The 26,428-nt window shown below is 69.6% G+C and carries 16 protein-coding genes; 8 read left to right on the top strand and 8 right to left on the bottom strand.

Annotation, left to right across the window (positions count from 1 at the left end):
- Positions 1 to 59 precede the first annotated feature (59 nt).
- Positions 60 to 1,628 (top strand): APC family permease, encoded by a 1,569-nt coding sequence (locus tag ABZ348_RS17630; RefSeq protein WP_358933915.1) that lies wholly within the window; start codon positions 60 to 62, stop codon positions 1,626 to 1,628.
- A 16-nt stretch (positions 1,629 to 1,644) separates the two neighbouring features.
- Here ABZ348_RS17630 and ABZ348_RS17625 read toward each other — a convergent pair whose 3' ends face one another.
- Positions 1,645 to 2,004, bottom strand: coding sequence for a hypothetical protein (locus ABZ348_RS17625; RefSeq protein ID WP_358933913.1), 360 nt, complete (start codon positions 2,002 to 2,004; stop codon positions 1,645 to 1,647).
- A gap of 270 nt (positions 2,005 to 2,274) precedes the next feature.
- Here ABZ348_RS17625 and ABZ348_RS17620 point away from each other — a divergent pair, with 270 nt between their 5' ends.
- The 4 genes from ABZ348_RS17620 (at position 2,275) to ABZ348_RS17605 (ending at position 12,479) form a co-directional block, all read left to right on the top strand.
- Positions 2,275 to 4,857 (top strand): bifunctional FO biosynthesis protein CofGH, encoded by a 2,583-nt coding sequence (locus tag ABZ348_RS17620; protein ID WP_358933911.1) that lies wholly within the window; start codon positions 2,275 to 2,277, stop codon positions 4,855 to 4,857.
- Positions 4,858 to 5,056: 199 nt separating this feature from the next.
- Positions 5,057 to 8,182 (top strand): tetratricopeptide repeat protein, encoded by a 3,126-nt coding sequence (locus ABZ348_RS17615; RefSeq protein WP_358933909.1) that lies wholly within the window; start codon positions 5,057 to 5,059, stop codon positions 8,180 to 8,182.
- A gap of 515 nt (positions 8,183 to 8,697) precedes the next feature.
- On the top strand, positions 8,698 to 9,813 hold the full coding sequence (locus tag ABZ348_RS17610; RefSeq protein ID WP_358933907.1) for an ADP-ribosylglycohydrolase family protein: 1,116 nt from the start codon (positions 8,698 to 8,700) through the stop codon (positions 9,811 to 9,813).
- Between the two features lie 56 nt (positions 9,814 to 9,869).
- Positions 9,870 to 12,479, top strand: a complete 2,610-nt coding sequence (locus tag ABZ348_RS17605; RefSeq protein ID WP_358933906.1) for an NACHT domain-containing protein — start codon at positions 9,870 to 9,872, stop codon at positions 12,477 to 12,479.
- 156 nt (positions 12,480 to 12,635) lie between these two features.
- Here the strand turns inward: ABZ348_RS17605 and ABZ348_RS17600 are convergent, their stop codons facing one another.
- The 3 genes from ABZ348_RS17600 to ABZ348_RS17590 all read right to left on the bottom strand — a co-directional run bounded on the left by ABZ348_RS17600 (position 12,636) and on the right by ABZ348_RS17590 (position 15,115).
- Entirely contained in the window at positions 12,636 to 12,845 is a 210-nt protein-coding gene (locus tag ABZ348_RS17600; RefSeq protein ID WP_358877190.1) for a DUF397 domain-containing protein, read from the bottom strand.
- Between the two features lie 269 nt (positions 12,846 to 13,114).
- Positions 13,115 to 13,972 (bottom strand): helix-turn-helix transcriptional regulator, encoded by an 858-nt coding sequence (locus tag ABZ348_RS17595; protein ID WP_358933904.1) that lies wholly within the window; start codon positions 13,970 to 13,972, stop codon positions 13,115 to 13,117.
- Between the two features lie 417 nt (positions 13,973 to 14,389).
- Positions 14,390 to 15,115, bottom strand: coding sequence for a GPP34 family phosphoprotein (locus tag ABZ348_RS17590; protein WP_358933902.1), 726 nt, complete (start codon positions 15,113 to 15,115; stop codon positions 14,390 to 14,392).
- A 230-nt stretch (positions 15,116 to 15,345) separates the two neighbouring features.
- On the opposite strand from ABZ348_RS17590, the gene ABZ348_RS17585 reads away from it, so the two are divergent.
- Positions 15,346 to 18,375: a serine hydrolase gene (locus ABZ348_RS17585; protein ID WP_358933900.1), complete on the top strand. Its 3,030-nt coding sequence runs from the start codon at positions 15,346 to 15,348 to the stop codon at positions 18,373 to 18,375.
- 137 nt (positions 18,376 to 18,512) lie between these two features.
- Entirely contained in the window at positions 18,513 to 20,366 is a 1,854-nt protein-coding gene (locus ABZ348_RS17580) for an MFS transporter (protein ID WP_358933898.1), read from the top strand.
- Between the two features lie 79 nt (positions 20,367 to 20,445).
- On the opposite strand, the gene ABZ348_RS17575 is transcribed toward ABZ348_RS17580, so the two are convergent.
- From ABZ348_RS17575 to ABZ348_RS17565, 3 genes are read right to left on the bottom strand one after another with little or no spacing between them, the layout of a single operon-like run.
- On the bottom strand, positions 20,446 to 22,803 hold the full coding sequence (locus tag ABZ348_RS17575) for an FtsX-like permease family protein (RefSeq protein WP_358933896.1): 2,358 nt from the start codon (positions 22,801 to 22,803) through the stop codon (positions 20,446 to 20,448).
- Positions 22,800 to 23,501, bottom strand: a complete 702-nt coding sequence (locus tag ABZ348_RS17570; RefSeq protein WP_358933894.1) for an ABC transporter ATP-binding protein — start codon at positions 23,499 to 23,501, stop codon at positions 22,800 to 22,802. Before ABZ348_RS17570 ends, ABZ348_RS17575 begins: the two co-directional genes overlap by 4 nt.
- Positions 23,498 to 24,022, bottom strand: coding sequence for a PadR family transcriptional regulator (locus ABZ348_RS17565; RefSeq protein ID WP_358933893.1), 525 nt, complete (start codon positions 24,020 to 24,022; stop codon positions 23,498 to 23,500). The genes ABZ348_RS17570 and ABZ348_RS17565 overlap by 4 nt, the downstream gene beginning before the upstream one ends.
- Before the next feature lie 491 nt (positions 24,023 to 24,513).
- Here ABZ348_RS17565 and ABZ348_RS17560 point away from each other — a divergent pair, with 491 nt between their 5' ends.
- Complete coding sequence (locus ABZ348_RS17560) at positions 24,514 to 25,017, top strand: DUF4234 domain-containing protein (RefSeq protein ID WP_358933892.1); 504 nt, start codon at positions 24,514 to 24,516, stop codon at positions 25,015 to 25,017.
- A 275-nt stretch (positions 25,018 to 25,292) separates the two neighbouring features.
- Here ABZ348_RS17560 and ABZ348_RS17555 read toward each other — a convergent pair whose 3' ends face one another.
- The gene (locus ABZ348_RS17555; RefSeq protein ID WP_358934039.1) at positions 25,293 to 25,748 is read right to left on the bottom strand and encodes an NUDIX hydrolase; all 456 of its coding nucleotides are present in this window, start codon (positions 25,746 to 25,748) and stop codon (positions 25,293 to 25,295) included.
- Between the last annotated feature and the right edge of the window lie 680 nt (positions 25,749 to 26,428).

The raw sequence follows: 26,428 nt of genomic DNA, 5'->3' as shown, positions 1-26,428 counted from the left end.
TTCGATATTCGGACGCATAGCTTCCGGATGTGGAAACCGCACCCGTTAACGTCCTGTTCATGAGTCAGTTGGACGCGCGGCCCCTGGCCGGAGACACGGTAGGGGGTGCCCCGGATGGGGGCGCGTCCCGAAGCGGCGTACGCACCAAGGGCCTCGGCGGCAATTCCGTCGGCCTCACCGGTAGTGCCGTCATCGGCATCTCCACCGTCGCCCCCGTCTACTGCCTCACCTCGACGCTCGGCTCCACCGCCGGTGAGGTGGGGCTCCAGATGCCCGCCGTCTTCCTCGCGGGCTTCCTGCCCATGCTGCTGGTGGCCTTCGCCTACCGGGAGCTCAACCGGGTGATGCCGGACTGCGGCACCTCCTTCACCTGGACCGTGAAGGCGTTCGGCCCCCGCCTCGGCTGGATGTGCGGCTGGGGACTGGTGATCGCCACGATCATCGTGCTCTCCAATCTGGCGGGCGTCGCCACCTCCTTCTTCTGGCTCCTCGCCGGCGAGATCACCGGCAGCGAATCCATCGCCGCCCTCGACGACAACAAGGCCGTCCACATCGTCACCGTCCTGATCCTGATCGCCATCGCCACCGCGATCAGCTACCGGGGCATGACGGCCACCAAGGGCGTGCAGTACGCGCTGGTCGGCCTCCAACTGCTGGTGCTCGGCCTCTTCGTGGCCATGGCGCTCAGCAAGGCGGGCTCCTTCGACACCTCGCTGTCCTTCTCCATGGAGTGGCTGAACCCCTTCGCCGTCCAGTCCTTCGCCGCCTTCACCGCCGGACTCTCACTGTCGATCTTCATGTACTGGGGTTGGGACGCCTGTCTCACCGCCAACGAAGAGACCACGGGCAGCGACAAGACCCCCGGGCGCGCGGCCCTGATCGCCATGATCATCCTCGTCGCCTCCTACCTCGCCACCGCCGTGGCCGCACAGATGGCCGTCGGCTCCGGTGACAAGGGCCTCGGCCTCGCCAACGCCGAGACCTCCGACAACGTCTTCGCCGCCCTCGCCGGCCCCATCATGGGCCCCGGCCTCGGCGTCCTGCTCTTCGTGGCCGTGCTCGCCTCGGCCGCGGCCAGCCTCCAGACGACCTTCATCCCGGTCGCCCGAACCGTACTGGCCATGTCCACGTACGAGGCCCTGCCCGCCTCGTACTCACGGGTCAACCCCCGCTTCAAGACCCCGGGCCGCGCCACGGTCGTCGCCGGCATCGCCACCGGCGTCTTCTACGCCGTGATGACCCTCGTCAGCGAGAACGTACTGATCGACACGATCTACGCCCTCGGTCTGATGATCTGCTTCTACTACTCCCTGACCGCCTTCGCCTGCGCCTGGTACTTCCGCAGGGAACTCCTGCGCTCCGGCCGCGACCTGGTCTTCAAGGGAGTCTTCCCGCTCCTCGGCGGCACGCTGCTGGCGGCGGTCTTCGGCAAGACGCTGTACGACATGTGGGACCCGGCGTACGGAAGTGGCTCGTCCGTCTTCGGTGTCGGTTCGGTCTTCGTCATCGGCGTTGGACTGCTGCTCGTCGGCGTGGTCATCATGCTGGTGATGCAGCGCAAGAGCCCGGCGTTCTTCCGTGGCGAGGTCCTCACCCGCGAGACGCCCTCCCTGGTCGTTCCGGACTGACCCCGTCCGAGCGCGCTCATCTCATATAGGCCAACACCGCACCCACCGACACGAGCTGCGCCGCCCAGTGCAGCAACGTCACCGGTGGCCTGGCGCGCTGGCTCCAGTAGAAGCGCCGGGGCGAGAACCCGGCGAACAGCCCCGCCGACGCGCTGACCGCAAACGCCCACCAGGCGATGTGCGACAGGACGTCCGACTGGTCCGTACAGTCGTTCGGGATGCAGTGCTCCAGCATCACGAGCACCGCCGTGACGAACGCGGGCACCAGGGTCGTCAGCCCGATCCGGGCCGCCAGGCGCCACTGCTGGTCGGCCGTGCGACCGGCGGGGCTGACGGGCGTCACGGGCACTCGACGAGAGCGAGACGAATCGGCCATGGGGTCATTGCGCCACGCCCGGCAGGCCGCGGGAACCCGCCCGGCTACTCATCTCCGCGATCCCGTGCACCCCGCCGTACATGACGGTCTGATGAACGGTCCGAAGAACGACTGCGGGCGCCGAGCCGGACGGCGAAGGCGGTGGTTGCCGTGTCCACCGGGCATGCCTCCCGGTGGTGCGTACCGCGGTCCCCGGCGCCGAACGCCCGTACTCGGCCAGCGCGCGCACCGGGCCCTCTACCGCCCCCGAACAGCTCGTATGCTCGATTCATGACGGATCACGAGCCCGCACGCCCCACCGAGAACGCCATGCGCCGCGCCCTCAAGCGAGCCAGGGACGGGGTCGCCCTCGATGTCGCCGAGACCACCGTCCTCCTCCAGGCCCGCGGCCGTGATCTGGACGACCTCTGCGCGTCCGCGGCGCGCGTGCGGGACGCCGGGCTCGAAGCCGCCGGCCGGCCGGGAATCATCACCTACTCCAAGAGCGTATTCATCCCCCTCACCCGCCTCTGCCGCGACAAGTGCCACTACTGCACCTTCGTCACCGTGCCGGGCAAGCTGCGCCGCGCCGGCCACGGCATGTTCATGTCCCCCGACGAGGTGCTCGCCATCGCCCGGCGTGGCGCCGAAATGGGCTGCAAGGAAGCCCTGATCACCCTCGGGGACAAGCCGGAGGACCGCTGGCCCGAGGCCCGCGCCTGGCTGGAGGCCGAGGGGTACGACGACACCATCGCCTACGTACGGGCCATCTCGATCCGCATCCTGGAGGAGACCGGGCTGCTGCCACACCTCAACCCCGGGGTGCTGACGTGGACCGACTTCCAGCGCCTCAAGCCCGTCGCCCCCTCCATGGGCATGATGTTGGAGACCACCGCCACGCGGCTGTGGAGCGAACCCGGCGGACCGCACTACGGCTCGCCCGACAAGGAACCCGCCGTACGTCTCAGGGTCCTTGAGGACGCCGGACGCAGCTCCGTGCCGTTCACCAGCGGTCTCCTCATCGGGATCGGGGAGACCCACGAGGAGCGTGCGGAGTCGCTGTTCGCGCTGCGCCGCACCTCGCGCTCGTACCACGGCATCCAGGAACTCATCCTCCAGAACTTCCGCGCCAAGCCCGACACGGCCATGCGCGGAATGCCCGATGCCGAACTCGACGAACTGGTCGCCACCGTGGCCGTCGCCCGGCTGCTGCTGGGGCCGTCCGCCTGCCTCCAGGCCCCGCCGAACCTGGTGGACGCCGAGTACGCCCGGCTGATCGGCGCGGGCATCGACGACTGGGGCGGGGTGTCGCCCCTGACCCCCGACCACGTGAACCCCGAACGCCCCTGGCCCCAGATCGACGAACTCGCCCGGCAGTCCGAGGCCGTCGGCTTCACCCTCGCGGAACGGCTCTGCGTCTACCCCGAGTTCGTACAGCGCGGCGAGCCCTGGCTCGACCCCCGGGTGCTGCCCCACGTAAGGGCGCTGGCCGACCCGCAGACCGGACTGGCCCGCCAGGACGCCGTCCCCGTCGGACTGCCCTGGCAGGAACCGGACGAGGGCTTCACCGCCAGCGGGCGCACCGACCTCCACCGCACGATCGACACCGAGGGCCGCACCCACGACCGCAGGGCCGACTTCGACGCCGTGTACGGCGACTGGGGCGCGCTCCGGGAGGCAGCCGCTCCCGGCATGGTCCCGTCACGGATCGACGCCGATGTGCGCCAGGCGCTGCGGACCGCCGCCGACGACCCCACCCGGCTCACCGACGACGAGGCGCTGGCCCTCCTCCACGCCGACGGGCCCGCCCTGGATGCGCTGACCGCCGTGGCCGATGAACTGCGCAAGTCGGTGGTGGGTGACGAGGTGACCTACGTCGTCACCCGCAACATCAACTTCACCAACGTCTGCTACACGGGCTGCCGGTTCTGCGCCTTCGCCCAGCGGCGCACCGACGCCGACGCCTACACGCTCTCGCTGTCCCAGGTGGCCGACCGCGCCGAACAGGCGTGGGAGGTGGGAGCCGTCGAGGTCTGCATGCAGGGCGGCATCCACCCCGACCTCCCCGGCACGGCCTACTTTGACATCGCCCGGGCCGTCAAGGAGCGCGTGCCCGGCATCCACGTGCACGCCTTCTCCCCGATGGAGATCGTCAACGGCGCCTCACGGACGGGCCTGTCCGTACGGGAGTGGCTGACCGCGGCGAAGGAAGCGGGCCTCGATTCCATCCCCGGCACCGCGGCCGAGATCCTCGACGACGAGGTCCGCTGGATCCTCACCAAGGGCAAACTGCCCGCGGCCACCTGGATCGACGTCGTCAGCACGGCACACGACCTGGGCATCCGCTCCTCGTCGACCATGATGTACGGGCACGTCGACCAGCCCCGGCACTGGCTCGGCCACCTCCGTACGCTCGCCCGCATCCAGCAGGAGACGGGCGGCTTCACGGAGTTCGTGACCCTGCCGTTCATCCACACGAACGCCCCCGTCTACCTGGCAGGGATCGCCCGTCCGGGTCCCACCGACCGCGACAACCGGGCCGTGACCGCCATGGCGCGGCTGCTGCTCCATCCGCACATCACCAACATCCAGACCAGCTGGGTGAAGTTGGGGGCCGAGGGGGCGGCGGAGATGCTGCGCTCGGGCGCCAACGACCTCGGGGGCACGCTGATGGAGGAGACCATCTCCCGGATGGCCGGGTCCCGGTACGGCTCGTACCGTTCCATCAAGGGCCTGGTGGAGATCGCCGAACTGGCGGGGCGCCCGGCACGGGCACGGACGACGCTGTACGGGGAGGTGCCCGAGGAGCGGCAGCGCACGGCGGGCGAAGCGGACGGCCAACTGCCGACGCTGCTGCCGCTGGTGTCGGAGTAGCCGGCTGACATTGCTGGTGTCGCTGACGTCGCTGGTGTACGGGTAGGCGTCCGCGCTGCTGATGTCGGGGCAACCATCCGGCGGATCGGAGCGGAGTTTCGCGCTCCGAAACGAGTGGTGGGGACGGGGTCGCGGAGGTTATCCACAGGGGCTGACGGCCGCCGCGCGAAGCGGCCAGACTGATCACATGGTTCGGTCGATGCAGGACTTGCTGAAGGAACGCAGACTCGCCGGGTTCGTGGGCAGGCGGGCCGAGTTGGCGCTGTTCCAGAGAAATCTGACGACGGCTCTGGAAGACCCCGAGCACCAGTTCGCCTTCCACGTCCACGGCAATTCGGGCGTGGGCAAGTCCTTCCTGCTGCGCCGGCTCGTCCACACGGCGAAGGAGGCGGGAGCGCTGACCGCCGTCGTCGACGAGTCGGCCACGAGCGTGCCCGAGGTCCTGGAAGCGGTCTGTGCACAGTTCGCCGCACAGGGATTCCCGCTGAAACCGGTGGAGAAGCTGCTGGCCACCTACCGCCAGCGCCGTCACGAGGTGGAGTCCGCGGTGGCCGCCGTGCCCGAGGTGGACCCCGCGACCGGTGCCCCGGCCCCCACCACCGGCTCCCTCGTCGTCGCCCAGGCCGGACTGATCGCGATGGGGCTGGTGCCCGGCGCCGGAGCCATCACCGGGGCCATCGACCCCAACCGCATCGCCCACGCCACCGACAACGCACGCGCGGCCCTCAGCCGTCACTTCGGCAAGCAGGAGGACGTGGCGCTCGTCCTGGACCCGGTGAAGTTCCTCACCCCGGTCCTCCTGGCCGAGTTGGACCGGATCGCCGACCGCGTTCCGTGGATCGCGTTCTTCTTCGACACCTACGAGCGGACCGGCCCCTTCCTCGACCCCTGGCTGTGCGACCTCCTCGCGAGCCGGCACGGCTCACTGGCGGGGAACTGCCTGTTCACCACCTCCGGTCAGCTCCCCCTCAACCCCCACGTCTGGTCGGACTACGCCGGATTGATCGCCGAGATCCCGCTGTCGCCGTTCACCGAGACCGAGGCACGGCAACTCCTCGCGGACAAGAAGGTCCACGACGAGGACGTCGTCAGGGACGTCCTGAGACTCTCCGGCTGCCTTCCGGTGCTCGTCTCCACCCTCGCGGAGAACGCGGGCAGCACCGGTGCCGTCGACGACCCCAGCGCCACCGCAGTGGAGCGGTTCCTCAAGTGGGAGACCGATCCCGTGCGGCGCGCCGCCGCCCAGGACGGAGCGCTGCCCCGACGGCTCAACGAGGACGTGTTCCGGGCCGCCGTCGGCAACGACTTGGCCCCGGACCTCTTCACCTGGCTCCGGTCGATGCCCTTCGTCATCGACCGCGGCGGACGCGCCCAGTACCACGACGTCGTCCGGGAACCGATGCTGCGGCTGCGCCGCAACAGCTCCCCCGAGCGCTGGAGCGCCGGACACGACCGGCTGGCCGCCGTGTTCGCGGGCTGGTGCGCGAAGGCCGGAGAAGGGCTTGCACCACCCGAGCGCTGGGCCCAGGACACCTGGCGCGAACTGCGGCTGGAGGAGCTCTACCACCGGCTCTGCGCCCAGCCGCGCGGAGCGCTGCCCGCCGCCCTTCGCGACGGCATCGACGCCTGTGACGCGGGGCCGCTCCGGGCCCGTCAGTGGGCGCAGCTCCTCATCGACGCCGGCACCGACGCCGACAGCGACGTCCTCGTCCCGCTGGGTCGGGAATCCCTCGGTGCCTTGCGGGACGACGGACGCCGATGCGTCGAACTGCTCGGCCTGATCCTCAGCCGCGCCGAACTGGAACCGCAGGCCAAGGTCACAGCCCTGGTCGTCCGGGGCCGCGACCAGCGCAATCTGGGCGACCACTCGGAGGCGATGAAGGACTACCGCCGGGCCATCGCCCTGGACGACACCTGCCAGCGCGCCCACTTCGGGCTCGGCGAGACCCATCGGCTGCTCCAGCAGCACGGCCAGTCGCTCGAACACTTCGGCCGGGCCCTGGAGCTCAACCCGACGGACAGTTGGGCGCTCTCCAGCCGGGCCCAGAGCAAACACGCCCTCGGGCTCAGCGCGGAAGCCCTCGTCGATCTCGATCACGCCTTGGAGTCCGACGCCCGCCATGTCTGGGCGCTCGTGCGGCGTGCTCAGGTCAGACGGGGGCTGGGGGATGGAGAAGGGTCCCTCCACGACATCCGGCGCGCCCGCGAGCTCGACCCGGACAACCCCTGGATCGTGGGCGAGTACGGCGAGATCCTGCGCCGCCTCGATCGATTCGAGGAAGCGATCACCCTGTACGACCGGGCGCTCGTTCTCGATCCCGCCTATGCCTGGGCGCTCGGCAGCAGGGCCATGGCGAAGAAGTCGCTGGACCGCATCGAAGAAGCCCTCGCGGATCTGACGGCATCACTGGAGATCGAGCCGGGCTATCTGTGGGCGATGCTGCGCCGAGCGGAGATCCATCGAGAGTTGGGAGACACCGCGGCGGAGTTCGCCGATCTCGACCGGGTCGTGGCGACCTCCAGGGCCAAGGAATGGGCGTATGCACAGCGAGGCCATGCCCATCATCTCCTTGGGCGGCATGAGGAGGCGATCGCCGACTTCGACAGCTCGCTGAGGCACGACCCGTCCTACGAGTACGCGCTGGTGGCCCGGGGCCGCGCCCGGGCGGCCCTCCAGCGATACCCGGACGCCCTGTCCGACTTCCAGCGTGCGCTGGAGGTCGCACCGGGCTCCGCTGCGACACTGGTGGCGCGTGCCCCAGTGCACCGCGCACTCGGGGACGTCGAGAGCGAACTCGCCGATCTCGAAGCGGCGGTGGCCGCGGCGCCCCTGGAGTCCGAGTACCGCGTCCTGCGCGGGGACGCACATCGGCGGGCGGGGCGCCACGATCGGGCGATAGCCGACTATGACGGCGCGGTGGCCCTGGCGCCGGACGACGGATGGCCGAGGGGGCGCCGGGGCCAGTCGCTCCATGCGCTCGGCCGCCCGGAGGAAGCCCTCGGGGATCTGACCCGGGCGGCCGAACTCCTGCCGGACGACCCACGGATCGCCACCCGGCGCGGGGCGAGCCTCTTCGCCCTGGGCCGGCTGGACGAAGCCCGGGCCGAGTTGGACCGGGCGATATCCCTCGCGCAGGACGACGCCCGCCCCTACCGACTCCGCGGCCGTGTCCATCTGGCCCAGGGCAGCCCCGCGCTCGCCCTGCTGGACGTGAGGGCACTGCTGGTGTTGGACGAAGGGTCGAGCGCCCGGGAGTTGCTGGCGGAACCAGGGCTGAGGGACGAGGAGGGGGCTGACGAGCTTCGCCGGCAGAGCGCTGAGTAGACCCCGACCTCGGGCGGGGCGGCCTCACCGGGGGAAGCCGGCGCCCGATCCCATCCACCCATCCACCGATCCCATCCACCGATCCCTTCCACCGGCCCCTTCCGGTGTCGGCGTGACAGGGACCGTGCAGCCGCGACAGGGACGTGCTCCCGGGGCGGGTACTGCCCACGCCCGGGGGCCGCTCACGCCCGCGGGCCGTGCGCCCGAGGTTCGTGTCCCGGGCCGCGGTCCAGCACGGGGGACCAGCTCCGTGCGGCGAGGTCCGTGCGGCGAGGTCCGTGCCCGCCTCGGGCGGCGGTCCTGCCCGGGGGGCCGGAGCCAGCCACTCCAAGCCGCAGTCGCCCCAACAGCTACGCCCGACCCCATCCGGGCAGTCCGAGCCCGATATATGAAGAGAGCCTTCACCCCACAAGCCGCCCTGCCAGGGCCGTAGCGATTACAGTGCTGCCCCGGCTTACGTTCCCACTACGTTCGCTGTAGTTCGCACTACGTTCCACGTCCAGGGAGGGCGCGCGGTGACCCCAGCAGCCACAGCCGTCTGGGGGCGTGCCGAACAGCAGGACTTCCGGGCCCGGGTGCGCGGCTCCCTGCTCGGCGCGGCCATCGGCGATGCGCTGGGCGCGGGTGTCACCGCGCTCACCTGGAAGGAAATGGTCGACGCCTACGGTCCGCAAGGCGTCAACGACTTCGTCCCGGCGTACGGCAGGCGCGGAGCGATCAGCGCGGCCACCCAACTGAGCCTGTTCACCGTCGACGGGCTGATCCGGGCCCAGGTCCGACGGGACACGGGCGCCTGGCACCCGCCCACCGATGTGCACCGGGCCCATCGACGTTGGGCCGCGACCCAGTCCGACTGGGGTCCGGACGAGCGCCGCAAGGACAACGGCTGGCTGGCCTGCGAAGAGTGGCTCTACACCCGGCGCGCCCCCGCGAAGGCCGTCCTCATGGGGCTGGGCGACGACATCATGGGCACCCTGGACAGCCCCAAGAACCCGAACGCCCGGGACGCGGGTGCGCTGGCCCGCTCGGCCCCCTTCGGACTGCTCGTGGGCTGGGAGCCCCAGTTGGTCTACCAACTCGCCCTGGAGTGCGCCGTCCACACGCACGGCCACCCCAGCGCCTATCTCTCGGCAGGCGCGTTCGCCGTGCTCGTCCACGGTCTGGCACGGGGTGAAGGGCTGGACGGCTCGATCCGACGAGCACTGACCCTGCTGGCCACCCGTCCGGGTCACCAACCCGTGACGGACGCGCTGGAGCAGGCCGTCGCAGCCGTGACGGAAGGCCCGCCCAACCCGGAGCGCATCGCCGGATTCGGTGGCGAGCGCAGCGCCGAAGAGGCACTGGCGACCGCCGTGTACTGCGCCCTGGTGAGCCAGGACATACGCCACGGGCTGAGACTCTCGGTCAACCACGACGGCCCGTCGGACATCACGGGCTGTCTGACCGGGGCCCTGCTCGGGGCGCTGCACGGCGAAACCGCGCTTCCCCCCGCCTGGCTCTCGGAGTTGGAGGGGCGCCCGACCATCCTGGAGCTGGCGGACGACTTCGCCATGGAGATGACCCAGGGCCCCGCGCTGCACGGTCCCGCCGCGGCAGCCCCCGGCTGGCTGGCCCGCTACCCCCGCGTCTGACCTGGTGCCCGACTGGTCCACCAGCCCGCGCCCCACCCCCGGCTAGCATCCCGCTCATGGACCCCTCCCTCCTTGCCGCACGCCTCGCCTCCAGCGCCGTGGGCCCCCTGGTCAAGAAGCTGTTCGTCCAGGGCACCTCCGGTGCCGGCCTGGTGGACCGGCCGGTGCGGATATCGGGACTGGTCTCCTTCAAGGGGGAGAAGCGCACCCTGGGCGACGCCGAGTTGACCAAACTCTGCACCGAGTTGGTGGAACGCGCCTCCCGCGCCCACGGGCCCGCCGAGGCGCCCACCCCCGAGGTGCGTCGAGAACTGGCCGATGCGCTCGTCCTCGCCCTGCACAGCCTGGGCGATCTCGACATGGACGACGTCCAGGCCGTCCGGCTGGGCGCCGACCGCTTCGCCGCCCGACTCGCCCGCCCCACTCAACTGTCGGCCGCGGCCGAGGGACACTACGACGCCCTCCTCCAGGCGGCCTGTCTGCACATCCTGAACTTCTTCACCCAACGCTCCACCTTCGTCGCCCGCACCCTCGTCGAACAGTCGCGTTCCATCGAGTCGTTGATCGCGATCGGTGACCTCCTCATCGAGCGGCTCCCCAGCCGCTCCGTCGAGGACGCCCGCTTTGAGGAGCGCTATCTCCGCCACGTCATCCGCAAGCACGGCGAACTGACGATCTACGGACTCGACCTCCACCACGAGCACGAATGGCAACTCGACGCCTCCTACGTGTCGCTGGAGCTCACCCGGGACACGGCCGCGCCGATCCCCGCCGAACAGGCGCTCTCCGGCCGGAGCAAGGTCCTGCTGCTCGGCGGCGCGGGATCGGGCAAGACCACGCTCGTGCAGTGGCTGGCGGTCGCCACCGCCCGCTGGACCGTCGACGGCGGGAACCGGTCCGAGTACACCGAGCACCTCAGCGAACTCATCGGCCGTATCCCCTTCGTCCTTCCGCTGCGCCGGGTCATCAGCGACGGCAACCCGCCCACACCGGACGAGTTCCTGTCCGCCGTGCGCAGCTCGGTCAGCGGAGCCCAACCGGCTGGTTGGGCGGACCGGGTGCTGCGCGCGGGCCGGGCCTTCCTCCTCGTCGACGGCATCGACGAGATCCCCCAGCGCGAGCGCGAGCAGACACGCCGCTGGCTGCGCGAGTTGATGGCGGACTTTCCCGGCAACCTCTGGCTGGTGACCGCCCGCCCTTCCGCGGTCGGCGAGGACTGGCTGTCCCGCGAGGGCTTCGCCCCGCTCTCCCTGTCCTCGATGTCCCGCCCGGACGTCAGCCACTTCATCCGCCGCTGGCACACGGCGGCGGGCACGGACCCGGCTCTCGGCGAAGCGCTGCTCGACGCCGTCCGGGTCGGTGAGGACCTCGGCCGGCTGGCGGTCAACCCGCTGATGTGCGGACTGCTCTGCGCCCTGCACCGTGAGCGCCGCGGCTTCCTGCCCCACGGCCGTCGGGACCTCTACGACGCGGCACTGAGGATGCTGCTGGAGCGGCGCGACGTGGAGCGCGGGGTGCGCTCCGAAGGCGGTCTGCGGCTGTCGTCCGAGACCCAGATCCTGCTGCTCCAGAAGCTCGCCCACTGGCTCATCCGCAATGCGCGGGTGGAGATGGAACAGGACGACGCGCTGCGTCAGCTGGAGCGCTCGCTGGTGAACATGGCCCATGTCCAGGCGCCTGCCGATGAGGTGCTGAGGCATCTGCTGGAGCGCTCCGGGCTGCTGCGGGAGCCGGTCGCGGGACGCATCGACTTTGTGCACCGCACCTTCCAGGACTACCTGGGCGCCAAGGCGGTCGTCGAGGAGGGGGACTTCCCTCTACTGCTGGACAATGCGCACAAGGACCAGTGGGAGGACGTCGTCCGGATGTCGGTGGCCTTGGGCCGCCCTGCCGAGCGGGAACGCGTGCTCGCCGGTCTCATCGCGGACATCGAGGGAACCACCCTGGGGCGCGACCACGACGACATCCCCTTCGCTAGCAGCCTGCCGGGACAGGAACTCCGCCGGGTGCTGTTGGCGGCTACCTGTCTGGAACACGCCACCGAGGTGGCCCCGGGCGTACGCCAACGCGTGGTCGACCTCGTCGGGGGGTTCGTCCCCCCGAACAGCCGCAGACGGGCGCGGAACCTGGGGGAGCACGGCGGTCCCATCGTCCTCGGACTGCTGCCGGGCCCCGCAGAGCTGACGGATGACCAGGCCGAGAACGTGGTCATCACGGCGAGTCGGATCGGCACCGATGCCGCACTGCCCGTCCTCGCCCGCTTCGGCCGCCATCCGTCCCTGTCCGTACGTCGCCAGTTGGCCTGGTGCTGGCCGCGGTTCGACACCCAGAGGTACGCGGAGTCCGTCGTCGCCCACCTCGACGAGACCGATCTCTACTTCACCGCCCACCACCCGGACCACCTGCGGGCCCTTCGGGACCTCGGCGGTCGCTCCCGCATCCAACTGGTGGGCATCTTCCGCTCCACCGATCTGGTGGCACACCTCGACCCGGACCTGCTCACGCATCTCTGGCTCAAGGACGGCTACTCGGCGGTGCTGGGCGGTGGATGGCTGGAAGCGTTCCCCCGGCTGCACACGCTGCTCGTACCCGATCGTGCCCGCGGCCTGCCCGTGACCCACTCGGGCATCAGCGTCGTGCGCGTCCCACCCGGTGCCCCGGTCTGAACGGCCCCGGCACAGAGGAGAGAAGTGGGGGCACGGCCGAGCCCCCTCGGCCGGGACGGCGGACCAGTCGAGAGGGCTCTGTCAGGTGGTGCATCCGCACACGCGCATGGGGAATCCTGCGTGTGCGAAGAACGTCCTTCACTGCTCGGCAGGGGATTAGCCGAGATGGAACGCTCCCTGGCCGACTTCGCTGACGAACGCGTTCCACGAGCCGGGCACGAAGGTGATCGTGGGGCCCGCGGGGACCTTGGAGTCTCGTACGGAAATTGCCTGCATGATCGGGGACTTGACCTCCACGCAAGCCCCGTTCCCCCCGGAGTACGTGGACTTGGTCCATGACTCCGTGGCTCCCTGAATGATTGCCATGTTTACTCCGCTTCGGCAAGTGGTGCGATGTGCCAGCGTGTCGCTGGTGTGATCGACGCTACTCGCCGCAACGGACCTGCGAGGCAGGCATTCACTCGGTCGGATGGCATGTACTACCGACCCCTTACGCAATTGCGGTTCGGGGGTGTACCTTTCCGCCCTTTCATGCGAAGCGGGCGAATTGATCTTTCAGACCGGTGCTTCAACGCGCGGTCGGACATCCCCGGTCGCGCCCGGCGTGCACGTCGACATCAGCGTGCACGGCGACATCAGCGCGCGTACTCCTTGGCGATGCCCTCGATGAACGAGGTCGTCTGCTCCACATTCAGCGCCTGGGCCCGCAGGTGTTCGTACATCACGCTGTACTTGTGCACGTCGTTCGCCTTCTCCAGATAGAGATCGCTCGTGACGCCCTCGATGTAGACGACGCTCGAATCGGTCGCGTCGGGGAATTCCAGAATCGCGTACTGGCCGTTGATGCCCGGATGGGCGCCCATGTCGAACGGGAGCACCTGGATGGTGACGTGCGGCAGTTGGGACATCTCCATCAGGTACTCCAACTGCTCGCGCATCAGGGCCCTGCCTCCCACGGCACGGCGCAGCGCGGCTTCGTCGATCACCGCCCACAGCCGCAGCGGCAGGTCGGAGTCCTTGATCCGCTCCTGGCGGCGCACCCGCACGCTCACGCGCTTCTCGATGTCCGAGACCGCGCTCTCCGGCAGCGCGCCCGCGATCAGCGCCTCCGCGTACGGCCTGGTCTGGAGCAGCCCGGGAACGACCTGCGGTTCGTACACCCGAAGACTCGCGGCGTCGGTCTCCAGACCGATGTAGACGCTGTACGGGATGTCACCGAAGGCGTGCCACCAGCCCTGCTGGCGCGAGTCCTTGGCCATCTGCATCAGCGAGTCGACAATCCGATGGTCGTCGACCTCGTACACGCTGCACAGGTCGCGCACGTCCCGCTGGCTGATGGAACGACGGCCGTTCTCCAACCTGCTGATCTTCGACTGGGAGACCAACAGGCGTTCGGCGACCTCTTCGGCGGTCATGCCGCGGAGTTCCCGGAGCCTGCGCAACTCCAGACCCAAACGGCGTCGCCTGACGGTGGGATTGACACTGGACGCCACAGAAACTGCACCTCCGGCTGTAGCTGAGCGTATCTACTGCTCAGCAGACTGCCACCATCACGAGGGCCCGCGCTGGGGAATGGCCACACGAGACACGGTCGGAGTGGCATGTTCCGGCTGCGCTCATGGCAGTGTCGCACCGCACTTCGGACGCCGGAAGGCTCCGGTCGCACGACTGCCGGCGTGAGGGACGCGCGGAGCAGTGCTGGCTGCCCCGCGCGTCGGGGTACGACCCCCGAACCGATCAGGAACACATCGCTGCGACGGCGGTGATGGCCGCCGTTCGCGCGGTGCGGTGCTCCAGAGCGTGACAGCGTTGCCTGGTGCGGTGGTTCGGTCGATCGCGGTGAATCGGCGCCCCCTGCGCCGCTCCGTGCGTATCGCTGTGCTCGGTGCGGCGCCTGGTGCGTGTGGTGCTCAGTGCGCGGCGACGCGGGCCATGCCCCCGCGGCGCGGCTGCATCGAAACGGCCGCCTGACGGCTGCTGCCCGGTGCAGAAGGGTTACGGCGAGGCTGCGCGGCCACACCGTTCTGGACGTCCATCACGGCGTGCGCCACGAGTCCGCCCATGGGGTCGTGCCTGATGAGATCCCGCAGTCGGGATCGCGAGGAACGCCCCTCATTTCCTGGGTAGAGGTGCTTGCCGAGTCCGACCGCATGGGCCAGCGCGGCGAGCGCCGCGGTCCGCGGGTCCGGTGGAACACCGGTGCGGATCGCACTGTCCAGCCGGGCTCGGATGTCCCTGCTGATCGCCGTGTCCGTCGCCTGGTAGCGAGTCGTCGGCAGCACCCCGCACATCTGGCCCGCCACGGCATGAACCATGCCGCACCGCTCCAGGTGTGCCAGGTAGATCTGGCGCAACCCCAGTCGGGGCCCGCCGATCCAGTGGACCGCGCGAACCGGACTGCCACGTCGGCGCAGCAGTTCCAGCGCGGAGTCCAGTGTTGGATCTCCGGTCGGCCGTGGCATCACCACGGCGATACGATCCCCGTCTGGGGCTATCCGTCCTGCCAAAGCCAGCTCCACTAGCTGTGCTCCGGCCAGACCAAGGTCGAGCGATTGCGGCTGCGCTGTGGTTCCCGTCGTCGGGTCCAAAGCGAGCAGCAAAAGCTCCTCCGGAATTGTTCTGCGGCTCCTGCCCATCCATGCCTCCCCGCGTGGATGAATGACAGGGTGACCCCTCTCACATTGGTCTGTCGAGAGCGCCTGGGTGCTTTGTATGGGAACCGTTAGGTATGTCGTTCTCGTCTACGCCCAGGGGCCGTGCTCTCACACAGGACACTGATAGATGGTTCGGACAACACGGGCTGCCGGATGCGGCGACCCGTAGTGCGTACGTATGGCAGCGGCGCACGACTCATGGAGGAGGCACGGTGGCGGGCGAGTCCCCCGACAGGTCGGAGCAGCGGAAGTCGTCGGGGGAGACGACCGAGGGGGAACGCGATCCGCGTCTCGCCATGCTCGGACGGGCGTCAGCGTCGGAAGTGGATCAGCCGACCGCGGTCTTCAGGCTCCCCGACGAACCGAAGCCGTCCGGCGCCGCCGGACGCAAGGCCCCGGACTCCGGAGTGCGTCAGCAGGGCACCGAGACCGGCTCCGTGCAGAGCGACGCCGAACTGCGCTCTGCGGTGGCCGCGTGGGTGGCGTCGGTGGATCACGCACCGGCCGCGGAAGCCGATGCGGAATCGGCTGCCGACACCGACACCGACACCGACACCGACAGCGGCGGTACGGGGAAGGGCAAGGGCGCGGGCGCCGAGAGGACCGCGCTGTTGCCGCAGTCACGCGAGGCGTCCGCGGACGAGCGGACGGCCGTGCTCCCCGAGGCCGATCGCGACGGTGCCGAGATAGGTACCACGACGGGCGGTACGACGAGTCGGACCGCCGGCGATCGCGTCACCCTGGACAAAGCCGGTGCCCCGGTCGACAGCGGCGAAGCGGATGGCGACGAGGCGAACGACGGCGATGCCGAGGGCCGGGCCTCCGCTGTGGCGGATGATGAACCTGCGAAGCGCGAGGAGGCGCCGGACGGCGCCCGGCGGCCCGCGGCCGGCGCTTCCCGACCGGCGGCGTCGGTGACGGCCCCCCGGGGCGCTTCAGGGAGCACGAAGAAGCCCTCCGAGCCGTCGACGGCCACCTCCGCGGACACCTCCGAGACCGGGCCCGCCGCGGAGACTGCGTCCGGGGCGTCGGGGCCCGGTACGTCCACGGACCTCACCAAGCGCCGTACGGGGGCCGGCGAAGGCACCGGAACCCCCCAGGCGCCGAAGGCCGACGGTTCCGAGACACGTGACCCGAAGGGCGCGGCTTCGGCCGCCGGTGCCGCGCGTACCGACTCCGGGGCGGGGGGCGAGTCCGATGCCGACTCCCGCACCACAGGGGCCGGCCGAACCCCCGGCACTCCTTCCTGGGCCGCCCGCGCCACCACCGAGCCCTCCCCGAGCGGCACCCCGTCCGCAGCAGAAGCCGCCGAAAGGGCGCCGGGCAGGACACCGGCTGCCGGGACACCGGCCAGGACGGCACCCGCGGAGGCCAAGAGCTCTGACACCTCCACGGACGGCCCTTCCGGCGGCTCGGGACACCGAACGGCGAAGTCCTCGACCGAGGACCGGCCCAAGGCCGACGCCTCGCCCAAGGCCGGTACTCCGGCGTCCAGGGCCGGTACTCCGGCGTCCAAGGGCGGATCCGCGACCGGGCCCGCCGATGCCTCCACGGGGACCGGACCCGCCGTTGACCAGCCCACCGCCGTCTTCAAGGCGCTGCGCAAGCCCGGCGAAGCTGCCACCAGCACCAGCACGGGCAGTATTGATGGCGCAGACAGCACCGTTGGCGCTGACAAGGTGGGCACCGCCAAGAAGACCGACAACACCACCGCCTCGCTCAAGGCCCCGCCCGCGCCACGACCCGAGTCCGACCCCAGCGCCAAGGACTCCCCGTCACCACGGCCCAGTACGTTCGTGCCGCTGCGCAGCGACGACGGACCGCGCACCCCGGTCGCCAACAAGACCGGAACCGCTGCTCCGGCGGACCGGGACCGGGTCGCGGGCGGCCCTCCGGCCGGTGCGCCCGCAGGCTTGAGCGAGCCCGAGCGGACCACCCAGCAGCCCGTACCGCCTTTGCCCCCGCTGGATTTGCTCGCGGAGCTGACGAACACCCCGCCACCGCCCGACACCGCGGTGCGCACCTTGATCCGCAGGGTCAAGATCTGGACGCCGCTGCTGGCGGTCCTCTTGATCGTCTTTGCGATCGTGCAGGTTCTGCGCCCGCTGCCCGCGCCGACGCTCAAGCTCTCCACCGACCCCACCTTCACCTTCCAGGGCGATGCGTTGAGCCTGCCGTTCCCCGGTGAGGGACAGGGGGCCGTGGCCGTCGACGGCGTGGGCACGGTGGCCACCTATGGGGCTCAGCGTCCCGCGCCCATCGCGAGCGTCGCCAAGACGATGACCGCGTACGTGATCCTCAAGGAACACCCCATCACCGGCAAGCAGGTGGGCCCCAAGATCACCGTCGATCAGCAGACCGAGGACGAGAGCAAGAACACGGACGAGTCCCGGGTGCCGGTGTCGAAGGGCCAGAAGTTCACCCAGCGCGAGATGCTGGAGATGGTGATGATCCACTCCGCGAACAACGTCGCCCGGCTCCTCGCCCGCTGGGACGCCGGCACGGAGCAGGCGTTCGTCAAGAAGATGAATGACGCGGCCAAGGAACTCGGGATGGCCGACACCCTCTACACCGACCCCAGCGGTCTCCAGGAGACCACCGTCTCCACCCCCCAGGACCAGCTGAAACTGGCCCAGGCCGTGATGAAGAACGACATCTTCCGTGAGATCGTCAACACCACGATGAAGGAGATCCCGGGTGTGGGGATCCCGCTGCGCAACGGCAACGACCGGGCCCTCCTCGAGGACGGCGTCGGTGGCATCAAGACCGGATCGTCCACCCCGGCCGGCGGCAATCTGCTCTGGGCCGCCAACGCCGAAGTGGACGGCGAACTGCACCAGATCGTCGGTGTCACCCTGGGCGTTCAGGACGCCAAGCTCCTGAAGGAGAAGGTCGACCTCGCCATCGACCACAGCATCAATGTGATCGCGGCGACCCAGCAGGCCGTCACCTCCGCGGTCGCGGTCAAGAAGGGACAGGTCGTCGGCTATGTGGACGACGGTCTCGGCGGTCGGACGGCGGTCGTTGCCGCCAAGGACCTCAAGGCGATCGGCTGGGCCGGCCACCGGGTCTCCATCGAGATCAACGACGGCGGCAAGAAGCTCCCCGGGGCGGCGAAGTCCGGTCAGATCGTCGGCCAGATCTCGGTCGGCACCGGGCCGGGGAAGGTCACCGCACCCATCGAGCTCCAGCAGGAACTCGCCGAGCCCGGCTTCGGAGCCAAGCTGACCAGGCTCGGCTGAGCAGGTCGGGCCCACGAGGGCGTCCCGGGAAACCGGGACGCCCTCGTGTTAGCGTCCGGTCAACTCAAAGGCGCCGGGACAGCGTCTTCGTGGGCGAGCGACGACCACATACGGACGGGGAGACGGGGAGAGCCGCAGTGACTACTGCTGAGCCGGTCCAAACGGACGGCCGCAGCATCCGTACGGGGCCGCGAATACGCCAGCCCGCGTCCAACACTATCGACACCGGTCCGGCGACCGGGCCCGGGACCCCGGGGGACCGCAGCGTACTCGCCGACCTCAGGGACCGGTTGACCCGCCGTCCCGTTCTCGTGACCACGGCCGTCGCGGCGGTCGTGCATCTGCTCTGGTTCTTCCTCTTCGCCAACAGCGGCGGCGATCTGGCCGCCCAGGACGCGTGGGCCGAGTTCGTCGGTCGACATCCGGACTCCGCGTACAACCTCGCCTGGTACGGCGGGATGCATCCCGTGTCGTACAGCGTGGTCTCGCCGTATCTGATGTCCTTGATCGGCGTGCGCTCGACCATGATGGTCGCGGGTACGGTCTCCGCGGCGCTGACCGCACTGATCCTGGTCCGGGTGCGCGCCGTGCGCAATCCGCTGGCCTGCTCGCTCGCCGGGGTCTTCGCCTTCTTCTGCAACGCGCTCTCCGGCCGGGTGACCTTCGGCCTCGGCATGATGGTGGCGCTCGGTTCGGTCGCCGCCGTCTTCTGCTGGCCGCACCGCTGGCGCACCAAGCGCTGGGCGAAGGCCGCCGTCGCCGCCCCGCTCGCCGCACTGGCGACCGCCGCGAGCCCGGTCGCAGGTCTGTTCCTCGGGGTCATCGCAGCCGCACTGTTCCTCAACGGACGGCGCCCGGGCGCGTACGCCATCGGCCTCCCGCCCGCGGCGGTCGTGGCGCTCTCCTCCTGGCTGTTCCCGTTCTCCGGCACCCAGCCGATGTCCCTGGCCTCGACCTCGCTGCCGTTCCTCTACGGCGTGCTGGTATTCCTCTTCGTACCCAAGCAGTGGCGCACGGTCCGCACCGCAGCCGCCGTCTATGCGCTCGGCACCCTCCTGACCTGGGCGATCGATTCCCAGATCGGTTCGAACGTCTCCCGGCTGCCGATGCTCTTCGCCGGAGTGACGCTCCTCGCGGTCCTGCCGTACACGGTTCCGCGCACCCGGAAGTGGTACGCGCTGCTCCTCGCCTTCGCCGGGCTGAACTTCTGGATCGGGTTCAAGGGCGTGGACGACATGGTCCGCACCGCACCGACGGCCGCTTGGACGCGTGAGCTGGCACCGCTCGTCAGCAAGCTCCAGGAGGTCAAGTCCGAGCGGGGCCGGGTCGAGGTCGTTCCCGCCAAGAGCCATCGGGAGGCGTCCGCACTCGCGTCGTACGTCAATCTGGCCCGCGGCTGGAACCGACAGGCCGACATGAAGCGCAACCCGCTCTTCTACGACAAGGACCGCACCCTCACCTCCGCCGACTACCGCGCCTGGCTGGACCGCTGGGCCGTGCACTACGTGGTCCTGCCCAACGGCACCCCCGACACCGGGGCCGAGCAGGAGACCGAGTTGGTGAAGGAGGGACAGCCGTATCTCAAGCCGGTCTGGAGCGATGCGAACTGGCAGCTGTTCGCCGTCAAGGAGCCCACGCCCCTCGCGGATGCGCCCGCGGTCGTCCAGCACGCGGGCGAGGAAGAGATAAGGCTCAAGGTCACCACCGCGGGACGGGTGCTGATCCGGGTGCCCTACTCGCCCTGGTTGAGCATCGTCGACGACCAGCGCGAGAAGGTCGAGGGCCCGCAGGAGTCCGAGGCGTCCAAGGAGCGCGCCGAAGGCGAGCCCAAGTCGTTCACCAACCCGAACGGCTGTCTGATCAAGGCCGAAGAGGACGCCGAAGGCGACGAGTGGACGGAACTGCTGGCACCCCGGCCCGGGGTGTACCGACTGGCAGCCCCCTACGACCTTCCCCGGGGCACTCCCTGCCCCAAGGAAATGCAGGAGTGAACCCCTGTCGTCGGTACGGGGGCGGCCCGCCCCCGTACCGATGTACAGGGAGCGGGCCGCTCGCGTACCCACCGGGCGGCTACTCGGTACGCAATCCGTCCGGGCGCATCATCCGCCACAGCGGAGGCATGCTCAACAGGGTCACCAAGGCGATCAGTGCCGCGCCCACCCCGACGATCGGCAGGGAAACCGTCCAGTCGGCGACCCCGCTGCCCACCATGAACAGCAGCGTCAGCCCCAGGACCGTGCCACCCGCCACGGCGAGCGCCAGCCCGAGTGCGATGGGCAGGGCCGTCTGCCAGAGCACCGACCAGCTCAGGGTCGAGCGCCGGGTGCCGAAGGCGACCAGGATCGACAGCAGCCGTCGCCGCTCCCGCAACTGCTCCAGGGTGGAGACCAACAGCGATGCCGCGATCAGGACCATCGTCGCCGTGGCTCCCACGAAGATTCCGGTGCGCAGGCCGTCGAACCGACGCACGGTCTCCGTGGACTCCAGCGTGGAGACGCTCGCCCGTGCATCCAGCTTCGCCGCCGCATTGCGCACAAGCTCGGCCGCGTCCGTCACATCGGGCGCCAGCTTGATCATCGCGTTGATCCGGGGCAGGGGCATCAGATCGACATCGAGCGCCGCCGGGGTGGCGAGCACCCCGGCCGTGTGGGTGCCCACCGGGCTGACGAGGGACTTCACCTCCTGGGTGGTCGCGGGCAACTGCCACGGGCGCGGCTTCGGCCCGGCTCCCTCGCCCCCGTCGTTCCTGATCAGATTCACCTTCGCACCCGGCTCCGGCCGGTACGAGTACGTCTCCATGCCCTTGGGCTGACGGACGGTGAAGACGTCCCCGTCCTTGCAGGAGGACAGCTTCACCAGCGTGCGCAGCGCGGGGCAGTCGGCGACGGTCAGCTGGGTGAAGGGCACGAAGTCCTCACCGGTGCGCTTGGGGCCCTGCCGTTCGATGAGTCCCTCGGTCAGCCCGATCACCCCGGCGACTCCGGTGGTCTCCCGCAGGGTCGTGAGGGCCTCGCGCGCCTCCCGACCGTCCTTGGTGCCGTTCTCCACCTGGAGTTGCGCGCGGGAGGTGTCCACACCGGTGGACTTGGTGAAGTCTCCCTGCACGGAGCTGAACAACATCTGGAGCGCGATCGCGCCCGCCGCCGCCACGACGATTCCGCTGATGGCTCGTGCTGCGGCGCCACTGCTGAGCTGAAGCCGTCGGATCGCCAGCTGCCAGGCCACCGGGCCGCCGTCCAGCCGGGAGACGACCGCCTCGACCAGCCAGGGCAGGAGCGCGGTGATGCCGGTCAGCGTCAAGGCGGCGCCCAGCGCGATCTGGAAGGACTCGTCACCCGCCAGGGTGAGCGCGCTCGCCGACGACAGCAGGAGCAGGATGCCCAGGACCGGGAGCAGGATCCGCCACCAGAGCCTGCGCCGGCGCGGGGCGCTGCTCCGCACCACGCCGAGGGGTTCGACGGACACTCCGCGCATGGCGAAGAGGCTGACACCGACCGCGGCCACCGGTACGGCGATCAGGATCAGCGCTGCGAGCGCCGGGTTGGGGACGATGTCGAAGGGGAACGCGGTGATGTCCCAGACCGTCACGGCACTGGCGAACTGCCGGACGAGCACGAAGAGGCCCGCACCCACGACCAGTCCCAACAGCGCTCCGCACAGGGCCTCACCCGCGGCGATCCGATGGGTCATGGCCCGGTCCGAGCCCACGAGGCGCAGTGCCGCGAGCCTTCGGTCGCGCTGTTCGCCGCCGAACCGCACCGCGGTGGCGATGAAGACCCCCACCGGGAGCAGTAGTGCCACGAAGGCGATCACGGCGATGAGGAGGAGGACACCGACGAAGGGTTCGCCGACCTCGTACCGCCCGAAGCTGTCGCTCGTGCCCTTGGCGTTCTCCGCGGTGAGCTGGTCGCTGCCCGCGTAGTAGCGCAGTTCGTCGGGACCGATCAGCCCGCGGTCACCGATGGTGGCGGTGACCCGATAGGGCAAACGTTCCTTCAGGAGGGTGCCGCCCGGGGACGCGAGGAGTTCCGCCAGGGCCGGCGAGACCGCCATCTCACCGGGCTTCGGCAGCGCCGCCAGACCGGGAGGGGCGCTGGGGGTGCCCTTGCCCGCGGCGCGGAAGAGGGTGCCGGTGATCACGTCGTCACGGAAGACGGTCTCGGTCTGGGCATGGTGGAACGCTGCTTCGGAGAGCTGCCCGCTGCCCTGCGGCGCGGGTGTGCGGTCTCCCTGACGGTCATCACGGCTCTGGAGGGCGTGCGGGATCGCAGCTGCCACCAACAGGAGGGCGACTCCGAGACCGACGCCGAAGGCGGTCAGCAGCGTACGCGTCCAGCCGCGCCGGCCTCCGGTCACGGCGAATCGGACGCCCAGCGTCAGATCCCGTGCCCAACCGCGCAGCCCGGCGCCGCTCGTGGGGTCGTTCATCCGACGCCCGCCATATCGCGCACCTGACCGTCGCGGACCACGACCTCCCGGTCCGAGTACGCGGCCACCCGGGCTTCATGCGTCACCAGGACCACCGCAGCATGGGTCTCGCGTGCGGCGTCGGTCAGCAGTTGCATCACCCGCTCGCCGTTGTACGAGTCCAGGGCACCGGTGGGTTCATCCGCGAACACCACCTTCGGAGTCGTCACCAGAGACCGGGCGACGGCGACGCGCTGGCCTTGACCACCGGACACCTCACCAGGGCGCTTGTGCCCGACGTCGGACACCTCCAGCCGCTCCAGCCACTCCTTGGCCACGCGGTGCGCCTCCTTGCGCCGCGTACCGGCCAGGCGCAGCGGGAGCGCCACGTTCTCCACACAGCTGAGCTCGGGCACGAGCTGGCCGAACTGGAAGACGAAGCCGAACTCGCTGCGTCGTAGGGCGCTGCGGTGTGCGTCCGTCAGGGCGGTGAGGTTCCGCCCCGCATAGGTGATCGTGCCTGAGTCCGGCGGGACGATGCCCGCGAGGCAGTGCAGCAAGGTCGACTTGCCCGAACCGGAGGGGCCCATGATGGCGACGACCTCCCCACGGCGGATCGAGAACGAAGCCCCGTCGAGGGCCGGAGTGGGGCCGAAGGACTTGTGCAGTTCCTCGGCGGACAACAGGGGACCGTCGAGGGTCCTGGGTTCGGTACTCATGCGCTGACCTCCTGCGCGAGTCGGTCCAGTCGGGCGGCTGTCAGTTCCAGCCAGCGCAGATCGGCTTCGAGATGGAAAAGGGCATGGTCGCAGATGAGCTGGTCGGCGATGTCGCCGTGGCGCTTGCGATCGGTGAGTACGCGCATCAGACGCAGGTGCTCGGCCCGCTGGGTGTCCAGCAGTCCGGCGGCGCTGCGCCCGGTGAGCAGGGCGAGGACGACCTTGGTGTAGAGGGTCGACTGGAGGTAGGGCTCGGGCTTCTCCGGCTGGGCGAGCCAGTGGGCGACATCGGTGATGCCCGCCTTGGTGATGGCGTACCGCTTGCGCTCGGGCCCGCTCCCGGACTCCACGCCGTCGACCTCGACGAGGCCGTTCTTCAGCAGGCGGGACATGGTCGAGTAGATCTGTCCGTAGTGGACGGGGCGGTCGTGGCCGAACTTCTCATCGAAGGCGCGCTTGAGGTCGTAACCATGACGCGGGCCGGACTCCAGGAGTCCGAGCAGAGTGTGACCGATGGACATGGCTCGACTATACACGGGATGTATACATGCCATGAATAGATCTCTGAGCTGCGCATTCCTGCCTAGGTATGACTGGATGTCGTGTCGACGTCTGCTGCGTCGACGGCTCCCCGCGGAGTGCCGGGCGACCTCGTACGGGACCCCGCTGGGCCACTGCCGCTCGCCCCGGCCCGTCCTGCACCGGGCCTCCCATCGTCACATGCTGTGACGCTCGGGCCGTCCACGTCCAGTGTCTGTGAATGGGGTGCGGGCCCGGCGCGGAGCCCTCGCCAACGGCGGTGCCGAGCCTTCCGGGACCGGACACCGACGCCGCAACACCGAGGGAGCGCGATCGCGCCCAGGTACGCGCGGACCGCCTCCGAGACCGACTTGATCACGATGACGTGACAGCCGGTAACGAACAGGCAACTGCCCTCACGTGCCCTTCGCTCCCCTGTCACGCTGCTCCGGCTCACACCAGCACCACGACATGGATAAACGGAGCCCGCTACATGGTTGACGTCCAGCCCAACGCCGATTCGAGCCAGAACACCGCGCCCGCCGCCGGGGTCGCCGTCGCGCCCCAAGGCGCCGAGGCCCCCGTGGCCGGCCGCTTGACCGGCCTGACCATGAAGCGTCGCGGACCGGCCGCGGTGTGGATCGGCCTACCGCTGATCACCCTCGGGGTCTACCAACTGGTCTGGTACTACAAGATCCTCAACGAACTGCAGGAGTTCGACCGGCGGCGCGTCCTCAAGCCGGGCGGCAGCGTTCTCGTGCTGATCTTCCTGGGCTGGACCCTGATCGCACCGCTGATCTCCTTCCGCAACACGGCACGGGCCATCGCCAACGCACAACGCGCGGCCGGCCTCCCGGTGACGTGCAACCCCACCACGGCCACGCTCCTGTTCTTCGCCTTCGGCCTCAGCACCTGGTACATGCAGAGCCAACTCAACCTGGTCAACGACGCCTACCCGGGCACGGCACCCGGCACCGAGGTGGCCTTGGTCGCCTGACCCCCTTCGCCGGCAAGCAAGGGCCCTGGCCTTCCACTCGGGGAGGGCTGGGGCTTTTGTGCTGGGGGATACACGGTCGGCGCAGACCAGCCTCAAGATCCGCTCACACGGACGGAATGCTCTGTCCTGCTGCGGTCGCCGTGCACCGGCAGGATTCGCCCTGGGGCAATCGCGTGAGGTGCGGAACCGGATCCTGACGGCGTGCTTGACGCTGTTGTGCGGACGGGTGCGAATGAGACCACGGACGAGACTGTGAACGCGGGTACTCGACCTGGTCAGGAGCCTGCTTCTGGCGGCTCGCCATGTTCCAGATAGACAGTCAGGCCATCCAGGCGGGCCTGGATGGCAGCGGTGATGCGGCGTACGAGGCGGGGGATGGTGAGCTCTGGCAACCGTTCGGCGTGGTGGAAGTCGTAGCCGTGGAGTTCGTCGGCCCGCAGCGCGACCTGGTGGCGGTGGTCTGTGCTGAGGAGGCCGCCGTCGAAGAGGTAGAGGATTTTGTCCCCCTCCCCTGGATTCGGTGCCCAGTCCACGACGAGCAGACGGCCGACGCGGGGTGTGATGCCCAGTTCCTCGTGAATCTCCCGCGTGCAGGCTTTCAAGGGTGACTCGCCTCGTTCGACATAGCCGCCCGGTACATCGCGGTAGTCCTTGTAGGACGGTTCCACGAGCAGGACGCGACCGGCTTCGTCGAAGAAGAGAGCGCCGGCTGCCATGCGGGGACGGGCCATCCTCGCCTCGTGCTCGTTCACAGGGCGGACTCTAACTGCCCGCGATGATGCGGAGCCTTCGGGCCAGGTGCGCTACGGGTGGCCTCTCGTACCGCAACGGTCGTGATCGGGAGATTGCCGATCGGCTCGACGATCCGGAAAGAGCGGGGCGTCGCGGACTCCCAGCGCGGGCTTCCGGCACGGGGTGGCACGGCCGTGATCATGAAGAAGGGCCAGTTCGAGGGAATCAAGCCTCTGAACTGGCCCTTCGTCCTGTGCCCCCGGCAGGATTCGAACCTGCGACACCCGCTTTAGGAGTTCGATCGCTCGGCCAAGCCAACTGCTTGGGCTAGTGCTCCCCCGGCGGTTCGGAGTCCAGTTTCAGATGCCGGGATCCGTTGCTGTCCGGCGACGTTGATGTCAGCTGGTGATGTCAGACCGGGGGGTCTTCGTTCGACAGAGGGTCGCGTACGAACTCGACGCATCGCTCGTCACAAGCTCCCTAGTGCGGAAGCTCCTGCGTGCTTCGGTGTGCTCAGCCAGCCGTTGCGACATGTGGCAGGTCTTCTCTACTCAGACCTGGGAGCCAAGCTCCAGAGACTACCGAAACCCATGGGATGCCAGTGGACTTGTGGTCCTGGTGTTGCAGTACAAGGCCAAAATGTCGATGGTACGGGTTTCTGAGCCAGTACCTCTGGAGG

The sequence above is a fragment of the Streptomyces sp. NPDC005963 genome (assembly GCF_040638655.1).
Taxonomy (GTDB): Bacteria; Actinomycetota; Actinomycetes; order Streptomycetales; family Streptomycetaceae; genus Streptomyces.
This window is presented reverse-complemented; position numbering and strand designations above follow the sequence as displayed.

Coding starts and splice junctions, on each gene's coding strand:
- ABZ348_RS17605 (WP_358933906.1), top strand. CDS start 9,870: ATGGACCCCTCCCTCCTTGCCGCACGCCTCGCCTCCAGCGCCGTGGGC.
- ABZ348_RS17570 (WP_358933894.1), bottom strand. CDS start 23,501: ATGAGTACCGAACCCAGGACCCTCGACGGTCCCCTGTTGTCCGCCGAG.
- ABZ348_RS17590 (WP_358933902.1), bottom strand. CDS start 15,115: ATGGGCAGGAGCCGCAGAACAATTCCGGAGGAGCTTTTGCTGCTCGCT.
- ABZ348_RS17575 (WP_358933896.1), bottom strand. CDS start 22,803: ATGAACGACCCCACGAGCGGCGCCGGGCTGCGCGGTTGGGCACGGGAT.
- ABZ348_RS17620 (WP_358933911.1), top strand. CDS start 2,275: ATGACGGATCACGAGCCCGCACGCCCCACCGAGAACGCCATGCGCCGC.
- ABZ348_RS17615 (WP_358933909.1), top strand. CDS start 5,057: ATGCAGGACTTGCTGAAGGAACGCAGACTCGCCGGGTTCGTGGGCAGG.
- ABZ348_RS17565 (WP_358933893.1), bottom strand. CDS start 24,022: ATGTCCATCGGTCACACTCTGCTCGGACTCCTGGAGTCCGGCCCGCGT.
- ABZ348_RS17625 (WP_358933913.1), bottom strand. CDS start 2,004: ATGGCCGATTCGTCTCGCTCTCGTCGAGTGCCCGTGACGCCCGTCAGC.
- ABZ348_RS17600 (WP_358877190.1), bottom strand. CDS start 12,845: ATGGCAATCATTCAGGGAGCCACGGAGTCATGGACCAAGTCCACGTAC.
- ABZ348_RS17555 (WP_358934039.1), bottom strand. CDS start 25,748: ATGGCCCGTCCCCGCATGGCAGCCGGCGCTCTCTTCTTCGACGAAGCC.
- ABZ348_RS17630 (WP_358933915.1), top strand. CDS start 60: ATGAGTCAGTTGGACGCGCGGCCCCTGGCCGGAGACACGGTAGGGGGT.
- ABZ348_RS17560 (WP_358933892.1), top strand. CDS start 24,514: ATGGTTGACGTCCAGCCCAACGCCGATTCGAGCCAGAACACCGCGCCC.